16 protein-coding genes are annotated in these 22,225 nt (G+C 64.7%); 9 read left to right on the top strand and 7 right to left on the bottom strand.

Annotated elements, in window-relative coordinates:
- Positions 1-8 precede the first annotated feature (8 nt).
- The gene (locus GY769_16790) at positions 9-1,259 is read right to left on the bottom strand and encodes an MATE family efflux transporter (GenBank protein ID MCP4203578.1); all 1,251 of its coding nucleotides are present in this window, start codon (positions 1,257-1,259) and stop codon (positions 9-11) included.
- A 152-nt stretch (positions 1,260-1,411) separates the two neighbouring features.
- Positions 1,412-1,594: a hypothetical protein gene (locus tag GY769_16785; GenBank protein ID MCP4203577.1), complete on the bottom strand. Its 183-nt coding sequence runs from the start codon at positions 1,592-1,594 to the stop codon at positions 1,412-1,414.
- Between the two features lie 504 nt (positions 1,595-2,098).
- Between GY769_16785 and GY769_16780 the strand changes: the two genes are divergently transcribed.
- Complete coding sequence (locus GY769_16780; GenBank protein ID MCP4203576.1) at positions 2,099-2,365, top strand: hypothetical protein; 267 nt, start codon at positions 2,099-2,101, stop codon at positions 2,363-2,365.
- Between the two features lie 14 nt (positions 2,366-2,379).
- Here GY769_16780 and GY769_16775 read toward each other — a convergent pair whose 3' ends face one another.
- Together GY769_16775 and GY769_16770 are read right to left on the bottom strand one after the other, a co-directional pair.
- Positions 2,380-3,906, bottom strand: a complete 1,527-nt coding sequence (locus GY769_16775; protein MCP4203575.1) for a hypothetical protein — start codon at positions 3,904-3,906, stop codon at positions 2,380-2,382.
- 209 nt (positions 3,907-4,115) lie between these two features.
- Positions 4,116-4,802, bottom strand: a complete 687-nt coding sequence (locus tag GY769_16770) for an OmpA family protein (protein ID MCP4203574.1) — start codon at positions 4,800-4,802, stop codon at positions 4,116-4,118.
- A gap of 347 nt (positions 4,803-5,149) precedes the next feature.
- On the opposite strand from GY769_16770, the gene GY769_16765 reads away from it, so the two are divergent.
- Positions 5,150-7,135, top strand: a complete 1,986-nt coding sequence (locus GY769_16765) for a S9 family peptidase (protein ID MCP4203573.1) — start codon at positions 5,150-5,152, stop codon at positions 7,133-7,135.
- A 165-nt stretch (positions 7,136-7,300) separates the two neighbouring features.
- Here GY769_16765 and GY769_16760 read toward each other — a convergent pair whose 3' ends face one another.
- Positions 7,301-9,334, bottom strand: a complete 2,034-nt coding sequence (locus tag GY769_16760) for a S9 family peptidase (GenBank protein ID MCP4203572.1) — start codon at positions 9,332-9,334, stop codon at positions 7,301-7,303.
- A 163-nt stretch (positions 9,335-9,497) separates the two neighbouring features.
- Here GY769_16760 and GY769_16755 point away from each other — a divergent pair, with 163 nt between their 5' ends.
- The 5 genes from GY769_16755 to GY769_16735 all read left to right on the top strand — a co-directional run bounded on the left by GY769_16755 (position 9,498) and on the right by GY769_16735 (position 17,700).
- Entirely contained in the window at positions 9,498-11,105 is a 1,608-nt protein-coding gene (locus GY769_16755; protein MCP4203571.1) for a peroxiredoxin, read from the top strand.
- A gap of 36 nt (positions 11,106-11,141) precedes the next feature.
- A complete protein-coding gene (gene ppc, locus GY769_16750; protein MCP4203570.1) occupies positions 11,142-13,925 on the top strand; it encodes a phosphoenolpyruvate carboxylase in 2,784 nt (927 codons plus the stop codon).
- 331 nt (positions 13,926-14,256) lie between these two features.
- Positions 14,257-14,847 carry a cytochrome c oxidase subunit II gene (locus GY769_16745; protein ID MCP4203569.1) on the top strand — a complete coding sequence of 197 codons (591 nt, stop codon included), beginning with the start codon at positions 14,257-14,259 and terminating at the stop codon, positions 14,845-14,847.
- A 23-nt stretch (positions 14,848-14,870) separates the two neighbouring features.
- Positions 14,871-16,571 (top strand): cytochrome c oxidase subunit I, encoded by a 1,701-nt coding sequence (locus GY769_16740; GenBank protein ID MCP4203568.1) that lies wholly within the window; start codon positions 14,871-14,873, stop codon positions 16,569-16,571.
- 226 nt (positions 16,572-16,797) lie between these two features.
- The gene (locus GY769_16735; protein MCP4203567.1) at positions 16,798-17,700 is read left to right on the top strand and encodes an SCO family protein; all 903 of its coding nucleotides are present in this window, start codon (positions 16,798-16,800) and stop codon (positions 17,698-17,700) included.
- Between the two features lie 61 nt (positions 17,701-17,761).
- On the opposite strand, the gene GY769_16730 is transcribed toward GY769_16735, so the two are convergent.
- The gene (locus tag GY769_16730) at positions 17,762-18,322 is read right to left on the bottom strand and encodes a hypothetical protein (protein MCP4203566.1); all 561 of its coding nucleotides are present in this window, start codon (positions 18,320-18,322) and stop codon (positions 17,762-17,764) included.
- Positions 18,315-19,964: a hydrogenase iron-sulfur subunit gene (locus GY769_16725; protein ID MCP4203565.1), complete on the bottom strand. Its 1,650-nt coding sequence runs from the start codon at positions 19,962-19,964 to the stop codon at positions 18,315-18,317. The genes GY769_16730 and GY769_16725 overlap by 8 nt, the downstream gene beginning before the upstream one ends.
- A gap of 234 nt (positions 19,965-20,198) precedes the next feature.
- Between GY769_16725 and GY769_16720 the strand changes: the two genes are divergently transcribed.
- On the top strand, positions 20,199-21,803 hold the full coding sequence (locus tag GY769_16720) for an NAD(P)/FAD-dependent oxidoreductase (protein ID MCP4203564.1): 1,605 nt from the start codon (positions 20,199-20,201) through the stop codon (positions 21,801-21,803).
- 97 nt (positions 21,804-21,900) lie between these two features.
- A partial coding sequence (locus GY769_16715; protein MCP4203563.1) for a hypothetical protein occupies positions 21,901-22,225 on the top strand: 325 nt, incomplete at its 3' end.

The following is a 22,225-nucleotide window of genomic DNA, read 5'->3' as shown; positions in this document are numbered from 1 at the left end:
GAACCTCCCTAGAACGCCGACCGACTCAGCTGCCGGAAGCGCGCAGCCAGCAGAACCCCCGCTACGGTCAGCCCACCGATGATGCCGATCCACAATCCTCGCGGACCGAGGTCGCGGTGAAAGCAGAGCCAATAGCCGAAGGGCAGTCCGATCAGCCAGTAGGCGACTACGGTAACGATCATTGGGCCGCGAGTGTCTTTGAGGCCGCGGAGGGCGCCCGCGGCGGAGACTTGCAGGCCATCCGAGAGCTGGAAGACCGCGGCCAGCACGAGAAGTTGAGCCGCGATTCCGATGACCCCCTCGTCTACGCTGTAGATCGTCGCGATCGCTCGCGGAAAGGTCACGAGCACGACGGCCGAGAGTACTTGGACAGCGAGAGCAACCTGGATTCCTAGCCACCCCGACCGGCGCGCGCCTTCGAGATCTCCTCGGCCTAGGGCGTTTCCGACCCTCACGGTTGTCGCCAGCGAGATGCCAAGTGCCACCATGAAGGTGGTCGACGCGACGTTGATGGCGATCTGGTGACCGGCGACGGCGACAGCGCTGATCGATCCCATGAGAAGCGCCACCCCCGCGAACATGCTGACTTCAACGAAGAAGCTGAAGCCGATCGGAGCGCCCAGACGGAGAAGCTCGCGGATCCAGTCGGCTCGCGGCCATTCGAAGTGGTCGAAGATGCCGAGAGAGCCGAGCTTGGGGTGCCGACGGATATAGACGACGAGCCCGATGAATTCGGTGCACCACACCGCGGAGGTTGCGTAGCCGCAGCCCACGGCACCGAGGGCGGGGAGTCCCCAGCGGCCGTAGATGAGGCCGTAGTTGGCGACCACGTTGACCCCGAGGCCAATGAAGCCGAAGTACATGACTGGGCGGCTGATCTCCATGCCCTCGCACAGGAATCTGAGCGCGAGGAAGGCGTACATGGCGGGTGCTCCCCAGAGGAGGGCCCGAAGATATCCGAGGATGGTGGGGTGCAACGACGGATCGACTTCGAGGACTCGAAGGAGTGGCCCGGCGCCGAGGCCGACGCCCACGGTAAGGACTGTGAGGCCGGCGGCGATCCAGAGCGCTTGGCGCACCAGCGGACCGATCTCTTGATGCTCGCCGGCGCCCTCCAGATGGGCGACGGAGGGTGAAACTGCCAGGAGGACCCCCATGCCGGCCAGCATGATCGTGTGCCAGACCGCGGCGCCGGCCGCAACCGAGGCCAACGCTTCGGCCGACAGCCGGCCCGCCATGACCGTGTCGACGAAAGTCATGAGCACCCCCGCGAGCTGCCCGACAATGAGCGGTCCGGCCAGGCGTAGTAGCCTGGTGGCCTCGGTGCGGCGCGGGTAGGTGGACTCGGCCGGCGAAATCACCGGCCGAGGTTACACGCCCTCGGCGCTGTCCGGGCTGCCGAGTGACGCCGCTAGTCCGTGTTCGAACGCACGGTCATCTGCCGTGTCAGCACCTGATGATTGCCCGGCACCCAGGTCTCGCCGCCGTCCCGGGTGATCTCCATCTTCGACTCGAAACGGTCGGGCTCGACGTTGTAGTGGGTGAAGCGAAGCTGGATCGTCGAGCCGTCGGGTCGTTGTGTGGGAGGCGACATGCGGATGTCGCCGTCGGCTCCGACCGAGACCTGCTCTATCGTGTCGGTGCTCTCTCGGTAGTAGTAGAGGATTCCGGAAGCCTGTCCAAGCTCGGGCGTTGCGTCATCGATGATCTCCTCTCGGCGGCTTGTACGTTGATTCGGCCGCGAGGATATCGATTCGTGTTAGCAGCCCTCCTTGGCTTTGCGGCTGCGCTGGGTCGGAATCGGTGGAGCGGCGGGCATGGCGACCTTCGGCATTTGGACAGGAACGAGGTCTGTTTCACTGCCCGTTGGAGCTTGCGGCGACCCGCCGAAGTAGGCACTGACAGCACTCGTGCGGCGGAACTCGGAGAGCTGGCCGGACGTTGCGTCTGCCGGAGCCACCGGAAAGAGGATGTCGTCTTTCCACGCGTTCAAGCCGCCGAGCAGGATGTAGGTACCGCGGAAGCCGTACGCACAATACGTAATGCACCCACTCTTCAGGTCAGCGAAGCGTCTGGGGTTACGAGCGAACTGCGTATTGTGTCCCCGTCTGTTTACGACGAGGACACCTTCCTCGGTGCGCGGCTGGCTCTGAACGACATTCAGGACACCTCGGTGCTTGTCGGTGCGTTGATCGATCACGACGATCGTTCGACGGCGATCTTCCTCGAGGCGGAGCGGCGGCTGACCGACCGCGTCAGCCTCGAGGTCGAGGGCCGGTTTTTCATTAGCGTCGATCCGTTGGGCGATCTTGCGGTGGTTGCGCAGGATGACGTTCTGACCGTGCGGGCGGCCTGGAATCTGTGATCCGGCCTTCGGAGTCAGGACTGGTCCGGGACGAGCTCCGTAAGTGCCTGCTCTTCGAATCGACGGTAGACCCGCGGTGCGAGCGCCGCCCATCGCAGGATGCTCTCTTCCTCTTGCGGCGCAGCGAGGATGTGGGCGAGCTCGGTGACATGTCCCTCGGTCGCTTCGCCCAAACCCAGAGAGAGGAACTCCCGTTCGCGACCGGCAACGCCGAAGCGGACCATGTCCTCCAACGCTTGCATCAGGAGCAACGTATAGGGGCCCTCCCACGACTCGAGGATGGCGGCGTCGCGCCACAGACGCGGTAGGGCGCAGAAGCGCTCTTCGATGCCGTTGCCGCCGAGAGTCATCATGGCTTCGTAGATGTATGCATTTGAGGTCCGTGTGCTGACGGACTTGGCCAGGCTTACCAGCACACGCGCGCGGAGCTTGAGATCCTTGTCCGCGTCCGGTGTCATCGCTTCGACCCAGGCGTCGACGGTGGCGAAGGCTCCGGCTGAGGAACGATCGGCAGCCTCGCGTAGGCGACGCAGGGCCGCGGCGAGGAGCGTGTGCTCCTCGAGCCGCTTGCCGAAGGCTCGCCGGAACGCGGCGTAGGCGTGGGCTTCGCGCTCGGCCCTGCGGACGGCCGCCGCGGCCGCGACCACGCAGTGGACACGGCTGGTAGTGAGAACGACTGCGACCATGTTCTTGAGACCCGCGTCGAGTGGCCCCACCGGCCAGCCCAGCGCGCCCTCGAAATCGATCTCGGCGGTGGGCAAGGCCCGCGTGCCGAGCTTGTCCTTTAGGCGCTGAAAAGTGAAGCCGTCGGGTGCGCCGTCGCGCTGGCGCGGAACGCAGAACAGACTCACGCCCCGATGATCCGCAGGCGACCCGTCGAGGCGCGCAGTGACCAGCCAGTAATCGGCGGTCGGGTTGGAGCAGAACCACTTGCGGCCATGGAGCGCGTAGAGCCCGTCATCCGCGGGGACCGCCCGAAGGGCATTGGTGGCGGCGTCGCTTCCGCCCTGGATCTCGGTTACGAACTGGGCGCCGTGGATCCAGTCCTTCGAGGTCGCGGTCTCGAGCTTCTCGACCACGGTGCGGCTGCGCGGGTCGTCCCCGAGCCTGCGCAGAATCCGCGCCATGCCGTCGGTGCAAGCGGTGCTACAGGTCACGCCGAACTCGCTGTTTTGATTCAGGAGATAGACGATCGCGTAGCGGATGCGCTCGTCGGTGGACTGCTTCCAGATGCCTGAGCCGTGGATCTCGGCGAGGGTCGCCCGGGTCTCGTGTGGGACCACGACCTCGGTCGCACGTCGGTTGTAAGCGTCCTGGGCTTCGAGATAGGGCAGGTTCTCGGTCTGCTCTACGAGATCGGCGACTTCGCGGTGGCGGGTAGCGGCCGCCTGGCCGAACTTGTGGACCAGCGCCAGCTCTTCGTCGGCCGGGCGCGAGCGCTCGAGCCAGCGCGGAAGGAGGGGATCCTCTTCGAGCCAGTTTCCACCCAGCGCTGCCAGATATTCGTCGAAACGGTAGGTCTCGGGGTTGGCGTGATCCATGGTCAGCTCCTTTGGGCCCTTGTTGGACGCTAGCACTCCCGGTTGCCGGCGAACACCACCTTGGCCGATTCCGGAAGCGCCTCCTCGTGGGTGGCACTCAGAGCCTGCCAGTTTCGGAGAACGGAGCTGGCGCGCCTTGCGGCCAAGCCTAGCGCGACTCTTGGCTGCGGTCTCCGCTTCGGTCTGGCTCGGGCCGTGCGTGGCTTCCGCTACACGGCCTTGGCCTTGAGCAGGATATCCACCCGTCGGTTGCGACGGCGCCCGGATTCGCTGGCGTTGGAGGCCACCGGATAGCCTTCGCCGTAGCCGAGCGCGGTCATCCTGCCTGCGGTGACGCCGCGGTCCGCCAGGTGGTTGCGCACGGCTTTGGCGCGTCGCTCGGACAGGTCAAAGTTGTGCTCTTCGCTGCCGGTCGAGTCGGTGTGGCCCTGGACGACGACCGCCGTCTTCTCGTAGTCGTTCAAAATCACGGCTACGTCCTCGAGGGTCGAGCGGCCGCCTGCGCCGATCGTCGCTGAATCGACCGCGAACAGCACGTTCGAGTCGAACCGGACCAGCAGAACGTCGCTGCTGACTCGCTCCAGCGTCGTCCCCGGGATGCGCGCGAATCGCTCTTCCTGTCGGTCCATGTAGTGCCCGACTCCCGCACCGACGGCAGCACCGACGGCGGCCCCGGCGAGGATCTCGTCGGCCTCGCGCTCACCCTTGAGGATGGCCGCGGCGGCACCCGCGGCGGCGCCATAGCCGGCCCCCTTCTTGGTCTTGTCTCGCTTGGTGGTCGTCGGTGCCGTCTGGTTACGGATCCAGGCGCACCCGGAAGTGGTCGCCAAGAGGGCCAGAATCGCCGTCATTGCGACCAGTCGGCCCGAGTTGCTCGATGGGCGTAGCTTGCGCATCAGTTCCCCTTTGGATAGGAAAAAAATTCCGAGAGACGAGCAGCGCGAGATTCCACACCATTCCGCGGCGGGCTTGGAGAGCCAGGCTACACCTGATCCGGAGCCACGAAGCCTCAGCGCTCGGCGTCGTCAGCTGCAAACAGCGTACCTGGGATCGGCTAGGATCGGCATCCAACCGCCAATCTTGTTTCGGGTCCGATCATTCGGGCCGGTCTTTAGAAGGAGAGAACATGCCCGGTTTGTCGCTCCCACGTCGTTTCCGCGATCTATTGTCATGCTTGATTCTTTGTGCTCTCGTGGGCGCCGCTTCGGTCGGCCACGCCGACGAGCCCGAGGACGAAGAACCGATGCCCGAGGACTACCTTGGCGTCGCCCAGATTCTCGAGATGGAGCGGGTCTCGAGCCCGCAGATCTCGCCGGACGGATCCCAGGTGATCTACGGCCGTCGGCACGTCGACGATCTCGCCGACCGGTGGGAATCGGAGCTGTGGATCGTCAACGCCGACGGCTCGAGACACCGATTCCTGACCCAGGGCTCGAATCCGCTGTGGTCCCCGGATGGAACGCGAATCGCCTACACGGCCGCCGACGAAGGGGGAGCGACCCAGATCTACGTGCGCTGGATGAGTGATGGGGCGACGTCGCAGGTGACGCGGGTTCACGAGACGCCCGGCAGCATGCGCTGGTCGCCGGACGGCGAGTCGATCGCGTTTCTCATGCTCGTGCCGGAGAAGGAGGAATGGAACATCGAGCTGCCCAAGTCGCCGGAAGGAGCGGAATGGACCAAGCCCCCGCGCTTGGTGACGAAAACCCACTACCGGCAGGACTATCGAGGCTTCTTGGAGGAGGGCTTTACCCACGTGTTCGTGGTTCCGGCCGACGGTGGCACGGCACGGCAGCTTACCGAGGGTTCTTGGAACGCCGGTGCGCGTTTCTCGGGGATGGAGTTTGGAGGCGGAATCTCATGGACGTCCGACGGCCGGGAGATCCTCTTCGACGGGCTGATGGACGAAAAGCCCGAGCTCGATGGCTACCGCCAGAACTACATCTATGCGGTGGATGTCGCCAGTGAAGAGGTCCGCCAAGTGGTCACTGAAAAGGGCGACTGGCAAGGACCGGTGGTCTCTCCAGACGGCCAGACGGTCGCTTTCGCGGGTTTCCCGTACACGCTGCAGAGCTACCAGGCATCGGATCTCTATATCGCACCCGTGGCCGGTGGCGACCCGCGCAAAACCTCGGGCGATCTGGATCGCGACGCCGAGCAGCTTTTCTGGAGTCCGGACAGCGGCGGTGTCTACTTTCAGGCCGGCGACCGCGGTACGCGCAACATCTACTTCGCGCCGCTGCGAGGGAAGTTGCGCCAGGTCACCGAGGGAGTGCATATGCTCTCCCTCGCCTCGTCGAGTCAGGGCGAGACCGCTGCGGCGACCCGGTCGTCCTACCAGGAGCCGGCCGACGTGGTCCTGCTGAACCTGGCCGGCGACGGCGGCGGCAAACAGCTGACTAGGGTCAACGAGGACAGCCTGACCGGCGAAAGGATGGGTGAGGTCGAGGAGATCTGGTACACCTCGACCGACGGCACCCAAGTGCAGGGGTGGATCGTCAAGCCCCCCGAGTTCGACGAGAACGAGGACTACCCGATGATTCTCCACGTCCATGGCGGTCCACACGCCATGTATAACGTTGGCTTCAGCCTCTTCTATCAGAACCTGGCGGCTCACGGGTACCTGGTGCTGTACACAAATCCGCGCGGCAGCACCGGCTACGGTACCGAGTTCGGCAACGCCATCGACAAGTCGTACCCGAGTGTCGATCACGACGATCTGATGGCGGGGGTCGACGCGGTGCTGGATAGGGGCTACGTGGACGAGGATCGGTTGTATGTGACCGGCTGCAGCGGTGGGGGGGTGCTGTCGAGCTGGGCGATCGGCCAGACCGATCGTTTCGCGGCCGCGGCGGTGCGATGTCCGGTGACCAACTGGATCAGCTTCGCCGGCACGGCCGATATCGTCCAGTGGGGCTACCATCGCTTCGACGGCTACTTCTGGGACAAACCCGACAAGTGGCTCGAGCATTCGCCGCTGATGCACGTCGGCAAGGTGACCACGCCAACCCTGCTGATGACCGGCGAGCTGGACCTGAGAACGCCGATGGCCCAGACCGAGGAGTACTACGCGGCGTTGAAGGTCCAGGGCGTCGAGACCGCGATGCTGCGATTCAACGACGAGTACCACGGCACGACCACCAAGCCATCGAATTTCATGCGCACGGTGCTCTATTTAGTCGACTGGTTCGGCAAGCATTCGAGGGCGGAAGAGGAAGCGGCGGAGTAGAGAGATCCCGGTGACTCGGAGTGACTCGGTCGAGACGGAGCTCCATTGCCACAACAAGCGAGCCTTTCCATTTACTGATGGCTCGCGCGGAGGCGGCACCCGCTGCCGACTTTCGGTAACGTAGGCCCAAGAATAGTCAGTGAGAGTAGCCCGCACGCGTGGAGCTCAGTCCCTGCGGTCTTCCATCGCTTCGACCTTCGGCGCCGACAGGTACTTGTCGAACCAGTCCAGCGTCCTGCCGATGAAGTCGAGACGGTGGGCGCGCTCGTCGAGCCCGTGAGGCTCGCGCGGATAAAACACCATCTGGGTCGGGACGTCCTTGATCCGGAGCCCGGTGTGCAGCTCCATGGCTTGCTCGGGGTGGACCCGCTCGTCCTCAGCCCCGGTCACGATCAGTGTGGGGGTGCGCGCCTTGTTGATGTGAGCCAGCGGCGAGCGCCGCCAGTGCAGCTCCGGCTCGTCGAACCACCATGAGTTCCAGTGCACGATGGACATCTCATAGGGGATGTCGGTGGAGCCGGCAAAGGCGATCCAGTTGGTTAGGCCGGCGGCGACTACCGAGGCTCGGAAGCGCTCGCTGTGCCGGGTCGCGGCCCAGGCCGACATGTAGCCGCCGTAGGACCAGCCGCCCGTACCGACACGGTCGGGATCGGCGAGGCCGCGCTCGACCAGGGCATCGACGCCGGCCAGGATGTCCTCGAACTCGGTGCCTCCGAGGTCGTCGTGGTCTGCTTTGCTGAACGCGACACCGCGGCCGGAGCTGCCGCGGTAGTTCGGTTGCAGTACGGCGTAGCCTCGAGCGGCCAGGAGCTGCACCGGGTATCCGGGCGTTGTTGTCCAGCCGTTGAGGCTGACGCCCTCCGGACCTCCGTGAACCTGCAGAACCAGCGGGTACCGTTGCCCCTTTTCGTAGTCGAGCGGATAGGTCAGAACGCCGTGAATGTCCCAGTCTTCGGCGCCCTTCCACTGGATGACTTCCTGACTTGCCAGACGGATGTCTTCCAGGATCCGGCTGTGCCGGCTGAGCCGCTGCAGGGAACCTTTGCCGGATTCTCGGAAGAAGAGCTCGGCGGGATGAGCCGGGGATTCGGCCGCGACCGCCAGAGCTCCGGTCGCCGTCGAGCAGTCGAACTGGCGAACGACCAGACCGTCGAGGTTTGCCGGCTCGCGCTTGCCGCTTCGGATGTTGACATCGAGCAGCGCGTGGCTTTCGCCCTCGGCCGAGAGCAGAGCGATCGTCTGGTTGTCCTTCCAGGCCAGATTGGCGGCGCTGCCCGCGTAGTTCTGGGTGAGGTTGCGAGCAAACCCGCCGTTCAGGGGAACGACGAACAGGCTCTGGGCAACCGGATCATTGAGGCTGGTAGCACCCAAATAGGCGAGGGTCTTGCCGTCGGGTGAGATCGCCATGTGACCGAGCTTGCCCTCGGTGGGAGTGACGACTTCTGGATCCTCGTCTCCAAGAGCCGGTGCCCGGTAGATCTGGGTGAACATGTACTCGTCGTCGATCAGGGCCGTGGTGGTGGCTTGGAACACGACGCTCTCGCCGTCGGGCGTCCAGTGGATCTCACGGGCATCGAGGTCGGCACTGAAAAGCCGCTGGCTTTCGCCGGTGTTGACGCTCAGCAGCCACAGGTGGCGATGCTTGGGTTCCTCGCCCCAGACCACCCAGTCCTGGCCACCCTCCTTCTCTTTCGTGCGCGCCTCGGTGTCGTGGTCCTTGGCGGCAAAGGCGATCCACTTGCCGTCCGGGGACCAGCGATAGCTCTGGACATCCGCGCTCTGACGGGTCAACAGGCGCGCTTCACCGCCGCGCGCAGGAATGGCATAGATCTGGACTTCTTTGTGGACCTTCTCTCGCTTGAGCCGGAAAGTGATCAATTCGCCGTCCGGTGACCAGGCGGGGGAGTTGATCTCCTCACTATGGCCGGCATAGTGACGGGTCTTGCCGTCCTCCAGGCTCGCGACCCAAAGCTCCGAGTACGAGTCGCCGGGCTCGTCATCCTCCTTGCGCGCGACCTCGACCGTGTAGGCCACGGCACGGCCGTCGGGCGAGATCGCGACCGCCGTGACGCGCTCGAGGTCGACGACCATTTCGGGTGTGAGCCGAGGCTGCGTTGCCGTCTCGGCAAGGGCCATCTGGGCGGGAATGGCCGCGAAAAGGAGCAGGAGGAGTCCACAGAGCTTCAATCGGGTCGCCATAGCGAGGGTTCCTTGTCTTGGGGAGGTGAAGAGGCCTGAAACAAAGATATCAGGAGAGCAAGACTTGGTTTCGCGATTGCGAAACTGGCGACTTGGGGGAGAAAGAATTATGATCATCAGAGTGTATTGAGATTCGAAGGAGATTGGGAAAGGGGAGGAGACGATGGGCGAGGCGAAACCGAGTTCGAAGTCGAGAACAGAGAAAACAGCGGCCCTGGCTTTGGCGCTTGTCCTTGCCGGCGCGGGTGGAGCGTCGGCCGAGCGGCTCAAGTTCCGCTCGATCGACGGTACCGGCAACAACAAGGACCACGCCGAGTGGGGCAGTACGGGAGTCGAGCTGCTTCGGCTGACGAGCCCCGCCTATGACAACGGCCGCTCGACGCCCGCCGGAGTCTCGAGACCCGGGGCGCGTGAGATCAGTAACGGTTGTGCCGCTCAGGAAGGCTCGCGGCGGAATCGCGCCGGGATGAGCCACTTCATCTGGGCTTGGGGGCAGTTTGTCGACCACGATATCTCGCTCACCGGTCCTGCCGATCCGCCCGAGCGGATGGACATTCCGGTTCCGATGGGCGATCCGTTTTTCGATCCGGCAGGAACCGGCGAGATGGTGATCCCCTTTCTGCGCTCCAACCATGGCAAGGGCCGGGTCCGACAGCAGGTCAACGAGATTACGGCCTGGATAGATGGCTCGTCGGTTTACGGCTCGGACAAGGAGCGTGCCAGGGCTTTGCGCCGAAGACGTGGCAAGGGTGATCGTTTGAAGACCGGAGGCGCGGGCCTGCTGCCCGGCAATACCCGCGGTCTGGCCAACGCGCCGACGGATCATGATCCGTCGCTTTTCCTGGCCGGGGACGTGCGCGCGAACGAGAATGTCGTGCTCACCTCCTTGCACGTGCTGTTCGTGCGCGAGCACAACCGCATAGCCCGCATGCTGCGCCGCCAGGGAGTCTCCAAGCACGAAGAGCGCTATCAGCTGGCCCGGGCCCTTGTCGGCGCCGAGCTCCAGGCGATTACCTACAACGAGTTCTTGCCGGCACTCCTGGGTGCGGGAGCCCTGGCTCCATACGAAGGCTACGATCCCAAGGTCCGTCCCGAGATCTCGAACCTGTTCTCTACCGCGTGTTTCCGTTTCGGTCACAGCTTGTTGCCAAGGAAGCTGCGGCGCGTGGCTCGCGACGGAAAACCGATTCCGGGGGGCCACCTCCGACTGCGAGATGCCTTCTTCGCGCCCCAGGAGCTGGTCGATACCGGTGTCGAGCCGTTTCTGCGCGGGCTCGCCTCGGCTTATTCGCAGGAGGTGGACGTCCAGGTCGTGGACGACGTGCGCAATTTTTTATTCGGCCGACCCGGTGAGGGCGGTTTCGATCTGCCCGCGCTCAATATCCAGCGGGGCCGCGACCACGGCCTGGCGAGCTACAACCAGACGCGCATCGATCTGGGGTTGCCACCGGCCCGGACCTTTGCCGACATTACCGGTGATCGCGAGGCCCGGCAGCGGCTTGCCGCAATCTACGCCTCGGTGGACGACATCGACGCCTGGGTGGGCGCGCTGGCCGAGGACCACGTGCCCGGCGCCATGGTGGGCGAGCTCATCTTTCACGTCGTGCGAGACCAGTTCGAACGGCTGAGAGACGGTGATCGGTTCTGGTACCAGAGCGCCTTGCCGCAGGATCTCGTGGACTGGGTCGAGGAGCACAATCTGGCGCGCATCATCCGGCTCAACACCAAGATCGGCAAAGAGCTGCGCGACGATCTTTTCCGAATGCCTTGACGGCTTCGCGCCGGACCTCCCGGCTACAATGCGCGGATGTCTTCGACCGTTCGGGAAAGCCAGGCGCAAGGTCTGTTTGCTCAACTGAGCGAGGATGTCGATTTTCTGGGCCGGGCCTTGGGCACGGTCCTGCGGCAGCTCGAGGGGGAAGGGTTCTATGAGCTCGTCGAGCGGGTTCGCGGTCTGACCAAAGGACTTCGAGAAGACCCGGGAAGGCAGGACCTCGAAGCCGAGCTCGGCGGGATCCTGGCCGGGCTCGAGCTCGGGCAGGCCGAGCGCCTGGTGAGGGCTTTCACGGTCTACTTCCAGCTCATCAACCTGGCCGAGGAGATCCATCGCATCCGGGTGAATCGGGTAAGAGAGCGCGAAGCGACGGAGGACGAACCCAAGCCCGAGTCCGTGGCGGCGGCGATCAAGCATCTCAAGGATCACGGCTGGCCCTATGAACGGGTGCGAGGATTCGTTGAAGATCTCGACATTCAGCTTACCCTCACCGCGCACCCCACCGAGGTCAAGCGCTACACGGTGCGTCTGAAGCTCGAGCGTATTGCGAGCGCGCTCAGGCATCTGCGCGAGTGGGATCTGGCGCCCCAGGACCGGCGGGCGCTTCGAGACGAGATCCACGCCGAGGTGGCGACGCTCTGGCGGACTCGCGAGTTGTTCACCCGCAAACCGACGGTCCTCGACGAGGTCAAGAACGCCCTCTATTACTACCGGCGTTCGCTTCTCGATGCAGTACCGAGGCTCCAGGGTGATTTCGCGCGCGCGCTCGCGGTCTACTACGGCGACTCGGGGTCCGGCGCCGATTCGCAAGAGCCGCTGTCTCCGATGGTGCGCTTTCGCTCGTGGATCGGAGGCGACCGAGACGGGAATCCGTTCGTGACCCCCGAGGTGACCGAAGAAACCTACCGTCTGCAGGGCGAGGTGGCGATCGAGCGCCATCTCGCCGACGTCGATCTGCTGGTGCAGCGACTCTCGCAGTGGGAGCGCCGGCTGCCCAAGGCAGCATCCCTGGACAGGCTCAGAGGCGAGCTGGAGAAACTGGCCGATCGCTTCGGACTCAGCCCTCGGTTTGCCGGCGAGCCCTATCGGAGGCGCTTGTTTTACGTTCATCGTGATCTCACCGAGGAGCTCGGCCGGTTGCGGTCGGCCGGGTCCCCCGCGAGCGATGAATCCGGTGATGTCGCGGGGCTCGGCGGTGCCGGTGGCGCCAAGTATCGGGCCGATCTGGCGAAGCTCGACCGAGCTCTCCGGGCAAGCGGCGACGCCCGCGCCGCGGACGCCTTCGTTCGTCCGGTGCAGCACCGGGCCGCGGCTTTCGGCACCTATCTCGCCGCCTTGGACCTGCGGGAGCACTCCCGGCACCACGAGGCGGCGCTCGACGATCTGCTGCGACAGAGTGGGACTACCCAGAGCTATCGAGAGCTGCCCGAGGCGGCGCGGATCGAAGTGCTCGCGCCTCGGCTCGAGGCCGAGGCTCCGGAAGTGCCCGGGGAGCTCGAGGCGACAACGGTCAAGGCTCTCGAGTTTCTGCGAGTCCTCGCCGGCGTCCAGCAGCGCCTCGGCGCGGAAGCAACCGGCGGCTACGTGATATCGATGACCGAAGGCGTTTCCGACATCCTCGAGGTTCTCGTGCTCTCCCGATTTGCTGGGGTCCGCGAGATCGATGCGGTGCCGCTGTTCGAGACCGTGGCCGACCTCGAGAACGCGCCCGACGTTCTGAGCGATCTGCTTGCGATCCCGGCGTACCTGGAGCATATCGAGCGGAGGGGGCTTCAGGAGATCATGATCGGGTACTCCGATTCGAACAAGGATGCCGGCTTTCTGGCGGCCAACTGGGCTCTCTACCAGGCCCAGGAGGGCGTCGCCGAGGTCTGCAGGGAAGCCGGGATCCCGCTGCGCATCTTTCATGGCCGCGGCACCTCGATCGGACGCGGCGGAGGTCCCGCGGGGCAAGCGATTCTGGCGCAACCGCCCGGGTCGCTCGGTGGCCGCATGCGCATGACCGAGCAGGGCGAGGCCCTCGACAACCGCTACTCGGACCCCGATCTCGCGCACCGGCATCTGGAGCAGGTCGCGCACGCCTTCCTGTTGAGCTCGGCGCGGGACGACGCCAAGGCTCGAGCGGATGTGCCCGGCGCGTACCGTGACGCGATCGCCCGGGCCGCGGCAGCGGCTAAAGCTCGTTACCGGGGACTGCTCGAGTCCGAGGGCTTCCTCGATTTCTATCACTCGGTGACGCCGATCGACGAGATCAGCCGGCTTGATATCGGCTCGCGGCCGGCCCGGCGCCAGGGAGAGCCGTCGCTGTCGAACCTGCGCGCGATTCCGTGGGTCTTCTCTTGGACACAGTGTCGGGCCAACCTCCCGGGCTGGTTCAGCCTGGGATCGGGGCTCGAAGTGGTCCCGGACACACTGCTCGCCGAGATGTACCGCGAGTGGCCGTTCTTTCGAACGCTGCTCGATTTTTCGCAGATGAGCCTCGCCAAGGCCGACTTCGGAATCTTCGACCGCTACCTTGCGCTGGTGGAGACTCGGGAGATCAGGCAGCGCTTCGGCACTCTGATTCACGAGGAGTTCGAGCGTACGGTCGCCGCCATCAGCCGGGCAACCGGTACCGGACTCCTCGATGGCGATCCGACGCTGGCGCGCTCGATCCGGCTGCGCGACCCGTATGTCGACCCGATCTCCCACTGCCAGGTCGAGCTTCTGAGACGGCTGCGGTCACTCCCCGAAGACGCAGTCGACCGCGAAGCGCTCGACTACGCGGTCAAAGTGAGTCTGGTCGGAGTCTCGGCAGGAATGCGCAATACCGGCTGACTGAACCTACCCAAAAAGGTGGTCCAATACGCAAAGGGGTGGGAGATATTGAGCGCAACATTTTCTAGCCGCCGGTTCACGAGGGGTCGAGGCCTGGGGTATCGAGCGCGTGAGCCACATGCAACGCCAGGGAAAAGGGGGCCCAATGGAAGAAACCACCGAAACCACCTCGCCACCGGCCGAGATCCCCTTGGGGCAGCGCCTGTTCGACCGGCCCTTCCTTCTGCTTCTGTTGGGTCTGCTGGTGATGTTCCTCTTCTACACCGGATGGGGCATGTACGAGGTCCTCACCCTTCCCGATGCGACGCTTCCATAGGCAAGGAGGACCCGGATGAGCCTACACACCGCAATCGTCCCACCCAAAGGGGTCTGGTGGAAGCCTGCGGGCAAGCAGGAAAAGGTCTGGATCATCATCGCGTTCATCTGGTGCATGGTGCTCTTCGCCATGATGCCGTTTTGGCATATCAAGGGTGGACAGAACCCTTCCGGGATTCGCTCCAAGGTCGAAGCCAAGGCTTTTGCGACCCGGGTCGAGCGCTTCATCGAAGACTACAAGGTCGGCGAGGAGAGCGGGATCCCGGTCGTCAAGCCGCCGCCGGGAAGCGACGTCTATCTCCAGGGCACGATGTGGGCTTGGAAGCCTGTGCTGGTTCTCAAAGAGGGGGTGGAGTACACGCTTCACATTTCCTCGCTCGACGTCAATCACGGTTTCAGCCTCTATCCGGCGAATGTCAACTTCCAGATCGTTCCTGGATATGACTACGGGCTCAAGATCACGCCCAACAACCCCGGTGACTACAAGGTGATCTGTAACGAGTTCTGCGGCATCAATCATCATCTGATGCTCGGCAAGATCGTGATCGAGCCCGCGGGCTCGGGTGCCGCAGCAGGCGCGGCCGCCGCGGCAGGAGGTGCCCTATGAGCTCGCCCAGCTTCTCCGATGTGGTGTTTCGCCGCTGTCCGGTCACCGGCCTGAACGTCAACCGCGATGCCGAGAACCTGCTCAAGATCAACGCGGTCGTGGCGATCGTCGCCCTCCTGATCGGCGCCGTGGCGGCGATTCTGCTCGCCCTGACCCGCTGGCAGACCGTGCATCTGCTGCCGGCCGACTGGTATTACCGGCTGCTGACCGCGCACGGGCTCAATATGTTGATCTTCTTCATCATCTTCTTCGAGATGGCGATTCTTTACTTCGCCGGCCCGATCGCCCTCAACTCGCGCCAGCCCGCCCCCAGGCTCGGCTGGACGGGGTTTGCCCTGATGCTCGTCGGCATGGTGATGGTCGACTGGATGGTGTTCGCCGGTAAGGCGGACGTACTGTTTACTTCCTACGTACCGCTCAGAGCCGACCCGCTCTACTACCTGGGGATCATCCTCTTCGCCGTCGGTGCTCTGATCGTCGTGGGTCTGTTCTTCGCGAGCCTGGTGGTCGCCAAGCGGGAGAAGACCTACGAGGGGTCGATGCCGCTCGTCGCCTTTGGCGGATTGACGGCGGCGATCATCGCCGTCATCACCCTCCTGCACGGCGCCATCGTCTATATCCCGACCTTCTTCTGGTCGCTCGGCATGATGGAGATGGACCCCCAGGTCTACCGGCTGATCTGGTGGGGCCTGGGACATTCGTCGCAGCAGATCAATGTCGCGGCCATGGTCGCGGTCTGGTATCTGCTCGGCGGGCTGACCGTGGGCGCCGTGGTGCTCAACGAGAAAGTCAGCCGGTGGGCGTTCGTGCTCTACGTCGGCTTCATCTCGATGGCGTCGGCCCACCACCTCCTGGTCGACCCGGGCATGGGACCGGGATGGAAGGTCTGGAACACGAGCTACGCGATGTATCTGGCGGTTCTGGCCAGCATGATCCACGGCTTCACCGTGCCGGCGGGCATCGAGCTCGGACAGCGCATGCGCGGCTTCGTCAAGGGCAGCTTCGAGTGGCTGAAGAAGGCGCCCTGGAGCGACCCGGGTTTCAGCGGGATGTTCATGTCGCTGCTGATCTTCGGCTTTCTCGGCGGCATCACGGGCGTGACGATCGGCACCGAGCAGATCAACATCATCGCCCACAACACGCTGCGGATTCCCGGTCACTTCCACACCACGGTGGTGGGCGGCACGGCCCTGGCGTTCATGGCGCTGACCTACTACGTGATACCGCTCATCTTCCGCAAGAAGGTGGCGCTGTGGAAGCTGGCCAAGATCCAGCCCTACTTGTTTGCGATCGGCATCACCGTGATGTCGATGAGCATGACGTTCGCCGGAATCTTCGGCGCTCCGCGGAGGCATTGGGACATTTCCTTCGCCAATGCACCGTTTCAGCACGAGTTCCCGCCCGCGGTCGACCTGCTACTGGCCGGCGTCGGTCTGGGCGGGGTGCTGGCGGCGATCGGCGCCCTGTCTTTCGTGATCATCGCGGTGCTCTCGGTGTTCTTCGGTAAGACGCTCGATTTCGAGGCACTCGAGCCCGGAATGGCCGGAGTCCCGCAGGGTGTCAGCAAGCTCCCGCCGCAGATCAACACGGGCGAAGAGGCCGAGCAAGTACACAAGAAAGGGACCCCGGGAACCGTGATTCTGGTCTTCGTCTTTCTGGCGGTTTTCATGCTCTACTACTTCACGAATTGGAAACTGCTCTCCCTCATCTGGAAAATCGGCTGACGCGACGGCCGCCTATGCCCGAATCTGCTTCGTTATGCTCCCATCGGCTGTCCTCGGCGTACTTCGAGTACGCCTGCGGCAGCCTCCGGTCGCAAGCCTCGCATCTTCGGGCATTTGCGGCGTCGCGTTTGTTTCGTGCCAAAGCCACATGAGGGCCTCGGCCTACTGCAAGCCTCTCCTTTGTTCTGGCCTGAGAAGCGTCTGGGCTAGGGGCGGAGGTGCGTAGGTGACACCGAAATTCGCCCTCGGAGCGTTTATCGCCTGGCTGGTGATTACAGTCATGTGGTGGGCGCTCGCGTTTGCGCCGCTACCGGTTCCGCCAGACTGGCTGGCGAGCGCACGAAGCGTGTGCTTCGGGACCCAGCCCAACGGCCTGCCCGAGCCCTGGGGCTGGGCGACCTTGATCGCCAGTCCACTGGCGATGCTTGGCTTCTTGCTCGGTGTCTGGGGCCGCGATCTGGGCCGAGCTCTCCGGCAGTTGGCGCTGGGCCGAATCGGGCGCGTGGTCCTGGTCGCCCTTTCGTTGGTGCCCTTGATCGGCGTGGCATTCGTGGGCGGACGAGTCGCTCAAGCACGTCGTCTGGATGCCATTACGCGGCTTTCGACGATTCCCGACGAGCTTCCCGAGAGCTATCCGCGGCAGGAGAGACCGGCGCCGGTTCTGGGCCTGGTCGATCAAAGTGGAGAGGTGCTGTCGATCGAGGATCTGGATGGACGACCTGCGCTACTGACATTCGCCTTCGCCCACTGCAAGACGATCTGCCCCGTCGTCGTCGAGACCGTCCGACGTGCCGCGACCGAGCTTGCGGAGGTCGAGCCGAAAGTCCCGTCAGCCGTGGTGGTGGTGACGCTGGATCCCTGGCGCGACACACCGAGCGCCCTACCCTCGCTGGTCGAGTCTTGGCGCCTGAGCGAGCTGCCGGCCACGCACGTGCTTTCGGGCGAGGTGGCGGAGGTCCTCGGCGTGCTGGAGGCCTGGGACATGCCCATCGATCGCGATCCGCAGACGGGTGATGTCACACACCCGGCGCTGGTCTACGTGCTGGCGCCCGACGGCACCATCGCCTATGCGTTCAACGGTCCGACCGTCGGGTGGGTCGTCGAAGCGGTCCGGCGCGTCATGGCGTAGGGGCTCGAAAGTGGCCTCCCTGGTCGCGGCGAACAGCGCCGGATCGCCGCCATTGGACGGATCAGGGCACGCCGTAGATCTCGAGCGCGCCGGTGGCGTCGTTGAGCGTTACCAGCAGGATGCGGTCGGCGACCAGCTCGACGTTCTGCTCGAGCACATAGCTCGGGAGGGTGACCGACGCCCGGGTCAGGGATTCCTCCAGAAGCACATCAACGACCGGGCTGAAGCGCACGACCATGTCCTCCGGACCAGGCGGCAGCTCGATCTGGCGATCCACGATCAAGGGCCGGTCCCCGCGCAGGCCGCCCGGCTCGACGCGCTCGTCGACGACTTCAACGCCGTCGATCTCGACCTGCAGCCGATAGGGGGGAGCCACCTCCTCGCAAACCCGCGCTTGGCGCATGTGCTGCGGCAGGGCCTCGAGCTCCGCGGAGGTTCGGTCGGTACAGATCTCGGCATTGCTCAGTACCGTTCGAAGGGCCAGCCGGAGCCTGGCCTGGCCGCTGCCGCGGCCGAGCGGCACTTGTCCGAGCACCACGACGGCGGCGAGGATGACTCCGGTGAACGCCACGATGATCAAGTGACGAAGCCAAGAGGCGGTGCTGCCACCGGGACTACGCATAATCGGCATAGGCGTCCGTGGTCTTGCATTCCGCTTCGACGGCGGCGTCGCGCTCGGGCACGACGGGAGAGAGACCGGCGAGCTCGGCTCGGAATTCGGCGATCGAGCGCCAGGCTAACGCGGTCTCGCTGGTGGCGAAGCTGCCGATTCTCACGCGGCGCTTGTCGATCCGGTTTTTGAGCTCGGCCTCGCGGTCGTTGTAGACGCGCTCCTCGAGCCACTTGGGGCCCTCGCGAAAGAAACAGTCTCGATCCGGGCAGGTAAGGAGATAGACGCCGGCGACGCCCCAACGCAGAATCGACTCGATGACCGAGGTGTGGACCGAGCCGGTGCAGCCGCTCGGGTAGGCGATGAGCCCATCCTCCGAAGCCAGGGTCATATCGGATCCGGGCCCGTAGCCGCAGCCGATGAGCACCAGATCGTCCACTCCCGGTTGTGTGGCGTGCAGGAAGGCCTCGGCCGCTCGCAGCTGGTCGCGGCCGGAGCGGCCTACCGGGCCGACTCCCATCGGCGCACACGAGCCCGAGCAGATGCCGCAGCCCACGCACAGCGCCGGGTCCACTCTGGCGACATACACCGACAGGTCCGAGGGCTCTGAGCGCGTGACCATGTTGATCGCCTCGTACGGACAATCGAGGTAGCACTGGGTGCATCCGGCGCAGTGATGCTCGTCGACGATGGATTTTGCGACCATGCGTTTCTCGGGGCGCCACCACCAAGGAACGGAAACCGTGACCGCGGCCAACGCGGCCCAGAAGAGCAGGTGTGCGGGGGCCGAGACACCGCGCGCGACCGGAAGCCAGAATGCGTAGAAGACGTCGAGTGGCACGTCGATCGGTACGGCCAGAAGGTCCGACTTCGGCGGCAGGGGAACAGGTACTAGAACCGACAGGACGATCACCGCGCCGATCGAGTACCGATGGATCGCCTTCGGCGGGAAGATCGGCGCCCTGGCCACTCGAGAGGAATGCAGCCAATAGAGGCCGGCGAGTCCGAGCGGCAGCGCGACATGGAGAAACAGATTCATGAAGAAGAATGATCGCCCGACGGAATCCGGGTGCGTGAACGACCGGCTGATCGGCTCCGAGAAAATGGGCAGCAGATCCAGAAGCCGAGCTCCTTCGATGGCCACCAGCTGTCCCTGGACGTCCCAGGCCATCACCAATCCGGTCCAGCCGCAGAGCAACAGGACGCCGAGCAGGAAGACGCCCGTGACCCAGGCGAGTGCGCGCGGGCCCCAGGTGCGTCCCGTCATCAGCATCTTCAAGGCGTGCAACGCCACCGCCACGATGGCGAGGTCGGCGCTGTAACGATGCACCGAGCGCATGACCGAGCCCAGCCAGGTGGAGTCTAGGCGGGCGACCGATCCGTAAGGATCGGCCACTTGATAGAGGATAAAAAGATAGACCCCGGTGACGAGTGTCATCAGGAGAAAAGTGACGGCCAGGGCGCCGCTCTTGTAGAGCGGGTTCCAATCCGAGGTGTAGACGCGGTTGAAGAGGCCGTCGAGCGGTCGTAGTGCCCGTTCGAGCCATCTTGAGGCTCGGGGTCGGGGCTCGGGGAAGACGAGCTCGGTGTTCGGGGGCGTCGCGTTCTCGCCGCGAAGGTCGCGGTCTTCGTCTCCATGTTCCGACGCGGGCACGGACGGGATTGTAACGGGATTCGACAGCGCCTAGGCCCCTTCCCGTCAAAGCAGACGGCGGCCGAGATCGCCCTGGGGCGAAGGGCGTCGTGCTGGACAAGGACGCTACCCCTGCGGAGCCGGCTGAGGTGGACGAAACGGACCGAGCGTGGTCAACTTTCGGAGGGGTTCTCCATTCGGGAAGGGCGGCTTGAAAGCCGTTGGCGGATCTCGTGGAGTTGACGGCCCCACCTCATGATTCCCATGATCCGTATTGGCCAGAGTTACCGTAAGCACCCTCCCGAGGGGCGATTCGATGTCGTCGTCGTCGGCTCCGGTGTCGGCGGGCTGACGACCGCGGCGCTTCTGGCCAAACATGCCGGCAAGCGAGTGCTGGTTCTGGAGCGTCACTACATGCCGGGCGGTTTCACTCACGTCTTCAGGCGGCGCGGTTACGAGTGGGACGTGGGCGTGCACTACATCGGCGGCATGGGAAGCCGCAAGTCGGGCTCGCTCCGGCTCTTCGAATATGTTACCGATGGCTCGGTCGAGTGGGCGTCGATGGGTGAGGTCTACGACCGGATCGCGATCGGTGACAACATCTACGACTTTGTGGTGGGTCCCGAGCGCTTCCGAGCGCGCATGGCCGAGTACTTTCCAAAAGAGACAACGGCGATCGATCGCTACCTCGAGCTCCTGAAGAGAACCGAAAGGTGGAGTGGGCTCTACTTCGCCGAGAAGGCGGTGCCGAGAGCGGTAGCGGCGGTTGGCGGTGCTCTGATGAGGGCACCATTCCTCCGCTACGCTCGGCAGACCACCGGCGAAGTACTCGACGTGATCACCGGCGACTCCGAGCTCAAGGCGGTCCTGACCGGGCAATTCGGCGATTACGGCCTGCCGCCCGGTCGGAGCAGCTTCGCCATGCACGCCCTCCTCGCCAGGCACTATCTCTGGGGCGGTTTCTATCCGGTAGGTGGCTCGTCGGTGATCGCGGCCGCGATCGCTCCGGTAATCGAGGCGGCTGGTGGCAAAGTCCTCTTCCAGGCTGATGTCGAGGAGATTCTGGTCCGCAACGGCCGAGCCAGAGGGGTGAAGATGGCCGATGGCGTCGAGATCGAAGCGGATACCGTGGTCAGCGACGCAGGAGTCCGCAACACCTACGCAAGGCTATTGGCCGCGGTCGTAGCACGGGCACACGGCCTCGAGAGCCGGGCACGAGGCCATCCGGCGTCGGTCTCGCACCTGTGCCTCTACGTGGGTTTCAAGCGGACCGCGGCCGAGCTCGGGCTGCCCAAGAGCAATCTGTGGCTCTATCCGGGCCCCGATCACGACGCGAGCTTCGCCAACTACCTCGCGGATCCGGAGGCGCCTCTGCCGGTGGTCTACGTCTCTTTCCCCTCGGCCAAGGATCCGAGCTTCGAGGCGCGCTACCCCGGTCGGGCAACGGTGGAGCTGATCACTCTGGCTCCGTTCGAGCGCTTCGAGACCTGGGCGGGGACCGAGTGGCGCAAGCGAGGCGACGAGTACGAGGCCTTGAAGGCAAGCCTGGCGGAGCGGATGCTCGATCAGTTCGGCCGCTTTCTTCCTGGCGTTCGCGAGCAGATCGACTACCTCGAGATCTCGACGCCTCTTTCGACCCGGCACTTCGCCGGCTACGAGCGCGGAGAGATCTACGGCCTCGACCATTCACCCGCGCGTTTCCTGGATCGCTCACTGCGGCCGCGAACCGCCGTCCCCGGTCTCTACTTGACCGGGCAGGACGTGGCTTCTTGCGGGGTCGTCGGCGCCATGGCCGGCGGCTATCTTGCCGGCTCCGCGATGCTGCGCCGAAATCTGCTCGCCGCCGCGATGAAGAGCTGAAGCGCGGCGATCCGGCGGCGGCTTGGCCGACCGGGCGGAGTGACCCTCGAAACAAGAAGAACGTCGAAAACGTAAAATAACAGGGGGAGAATGCAACATGGATAAGCAGTGGATCCCGACCCTGGCCGGTGTCCTGGAGATCGTGGCCTCGGTCTGCGCCCTGATCGGCGGCCTGGTTCTGGCCTTCATCTGCGCCGTGATCAACACGGTGCCCGACATTCAGGACGATCCGGAGGTCCCGCTCGAGCTGCTCACGGCGATGTTCGGAACCCTTTCGGGCCTGGTTCTGCTCGGCGGGCTGGTCTGCCTGGTCGGCGGTATCGCGGCCATCCGCCGGCGCGGCTGGGCATGGGCGGTTGCCGGAGCGATCGCCGCCTTGTTCCTGGCGACTCCGGCGGGCGTCTTCGCCCTGATCCTGGTCA

The organism is bacterium (assembly GCA_024224155.1).
Lineage (GTDB): Bacteria > Acidobacteriota > Thermoanaerobaculia > Multivoradales > JAHEKO01 > CALZIK01.
Note: the sequence above shows the minus strand (reverse complement) of the source record. Positions and strands in the feature narration are given on the sequence as shown.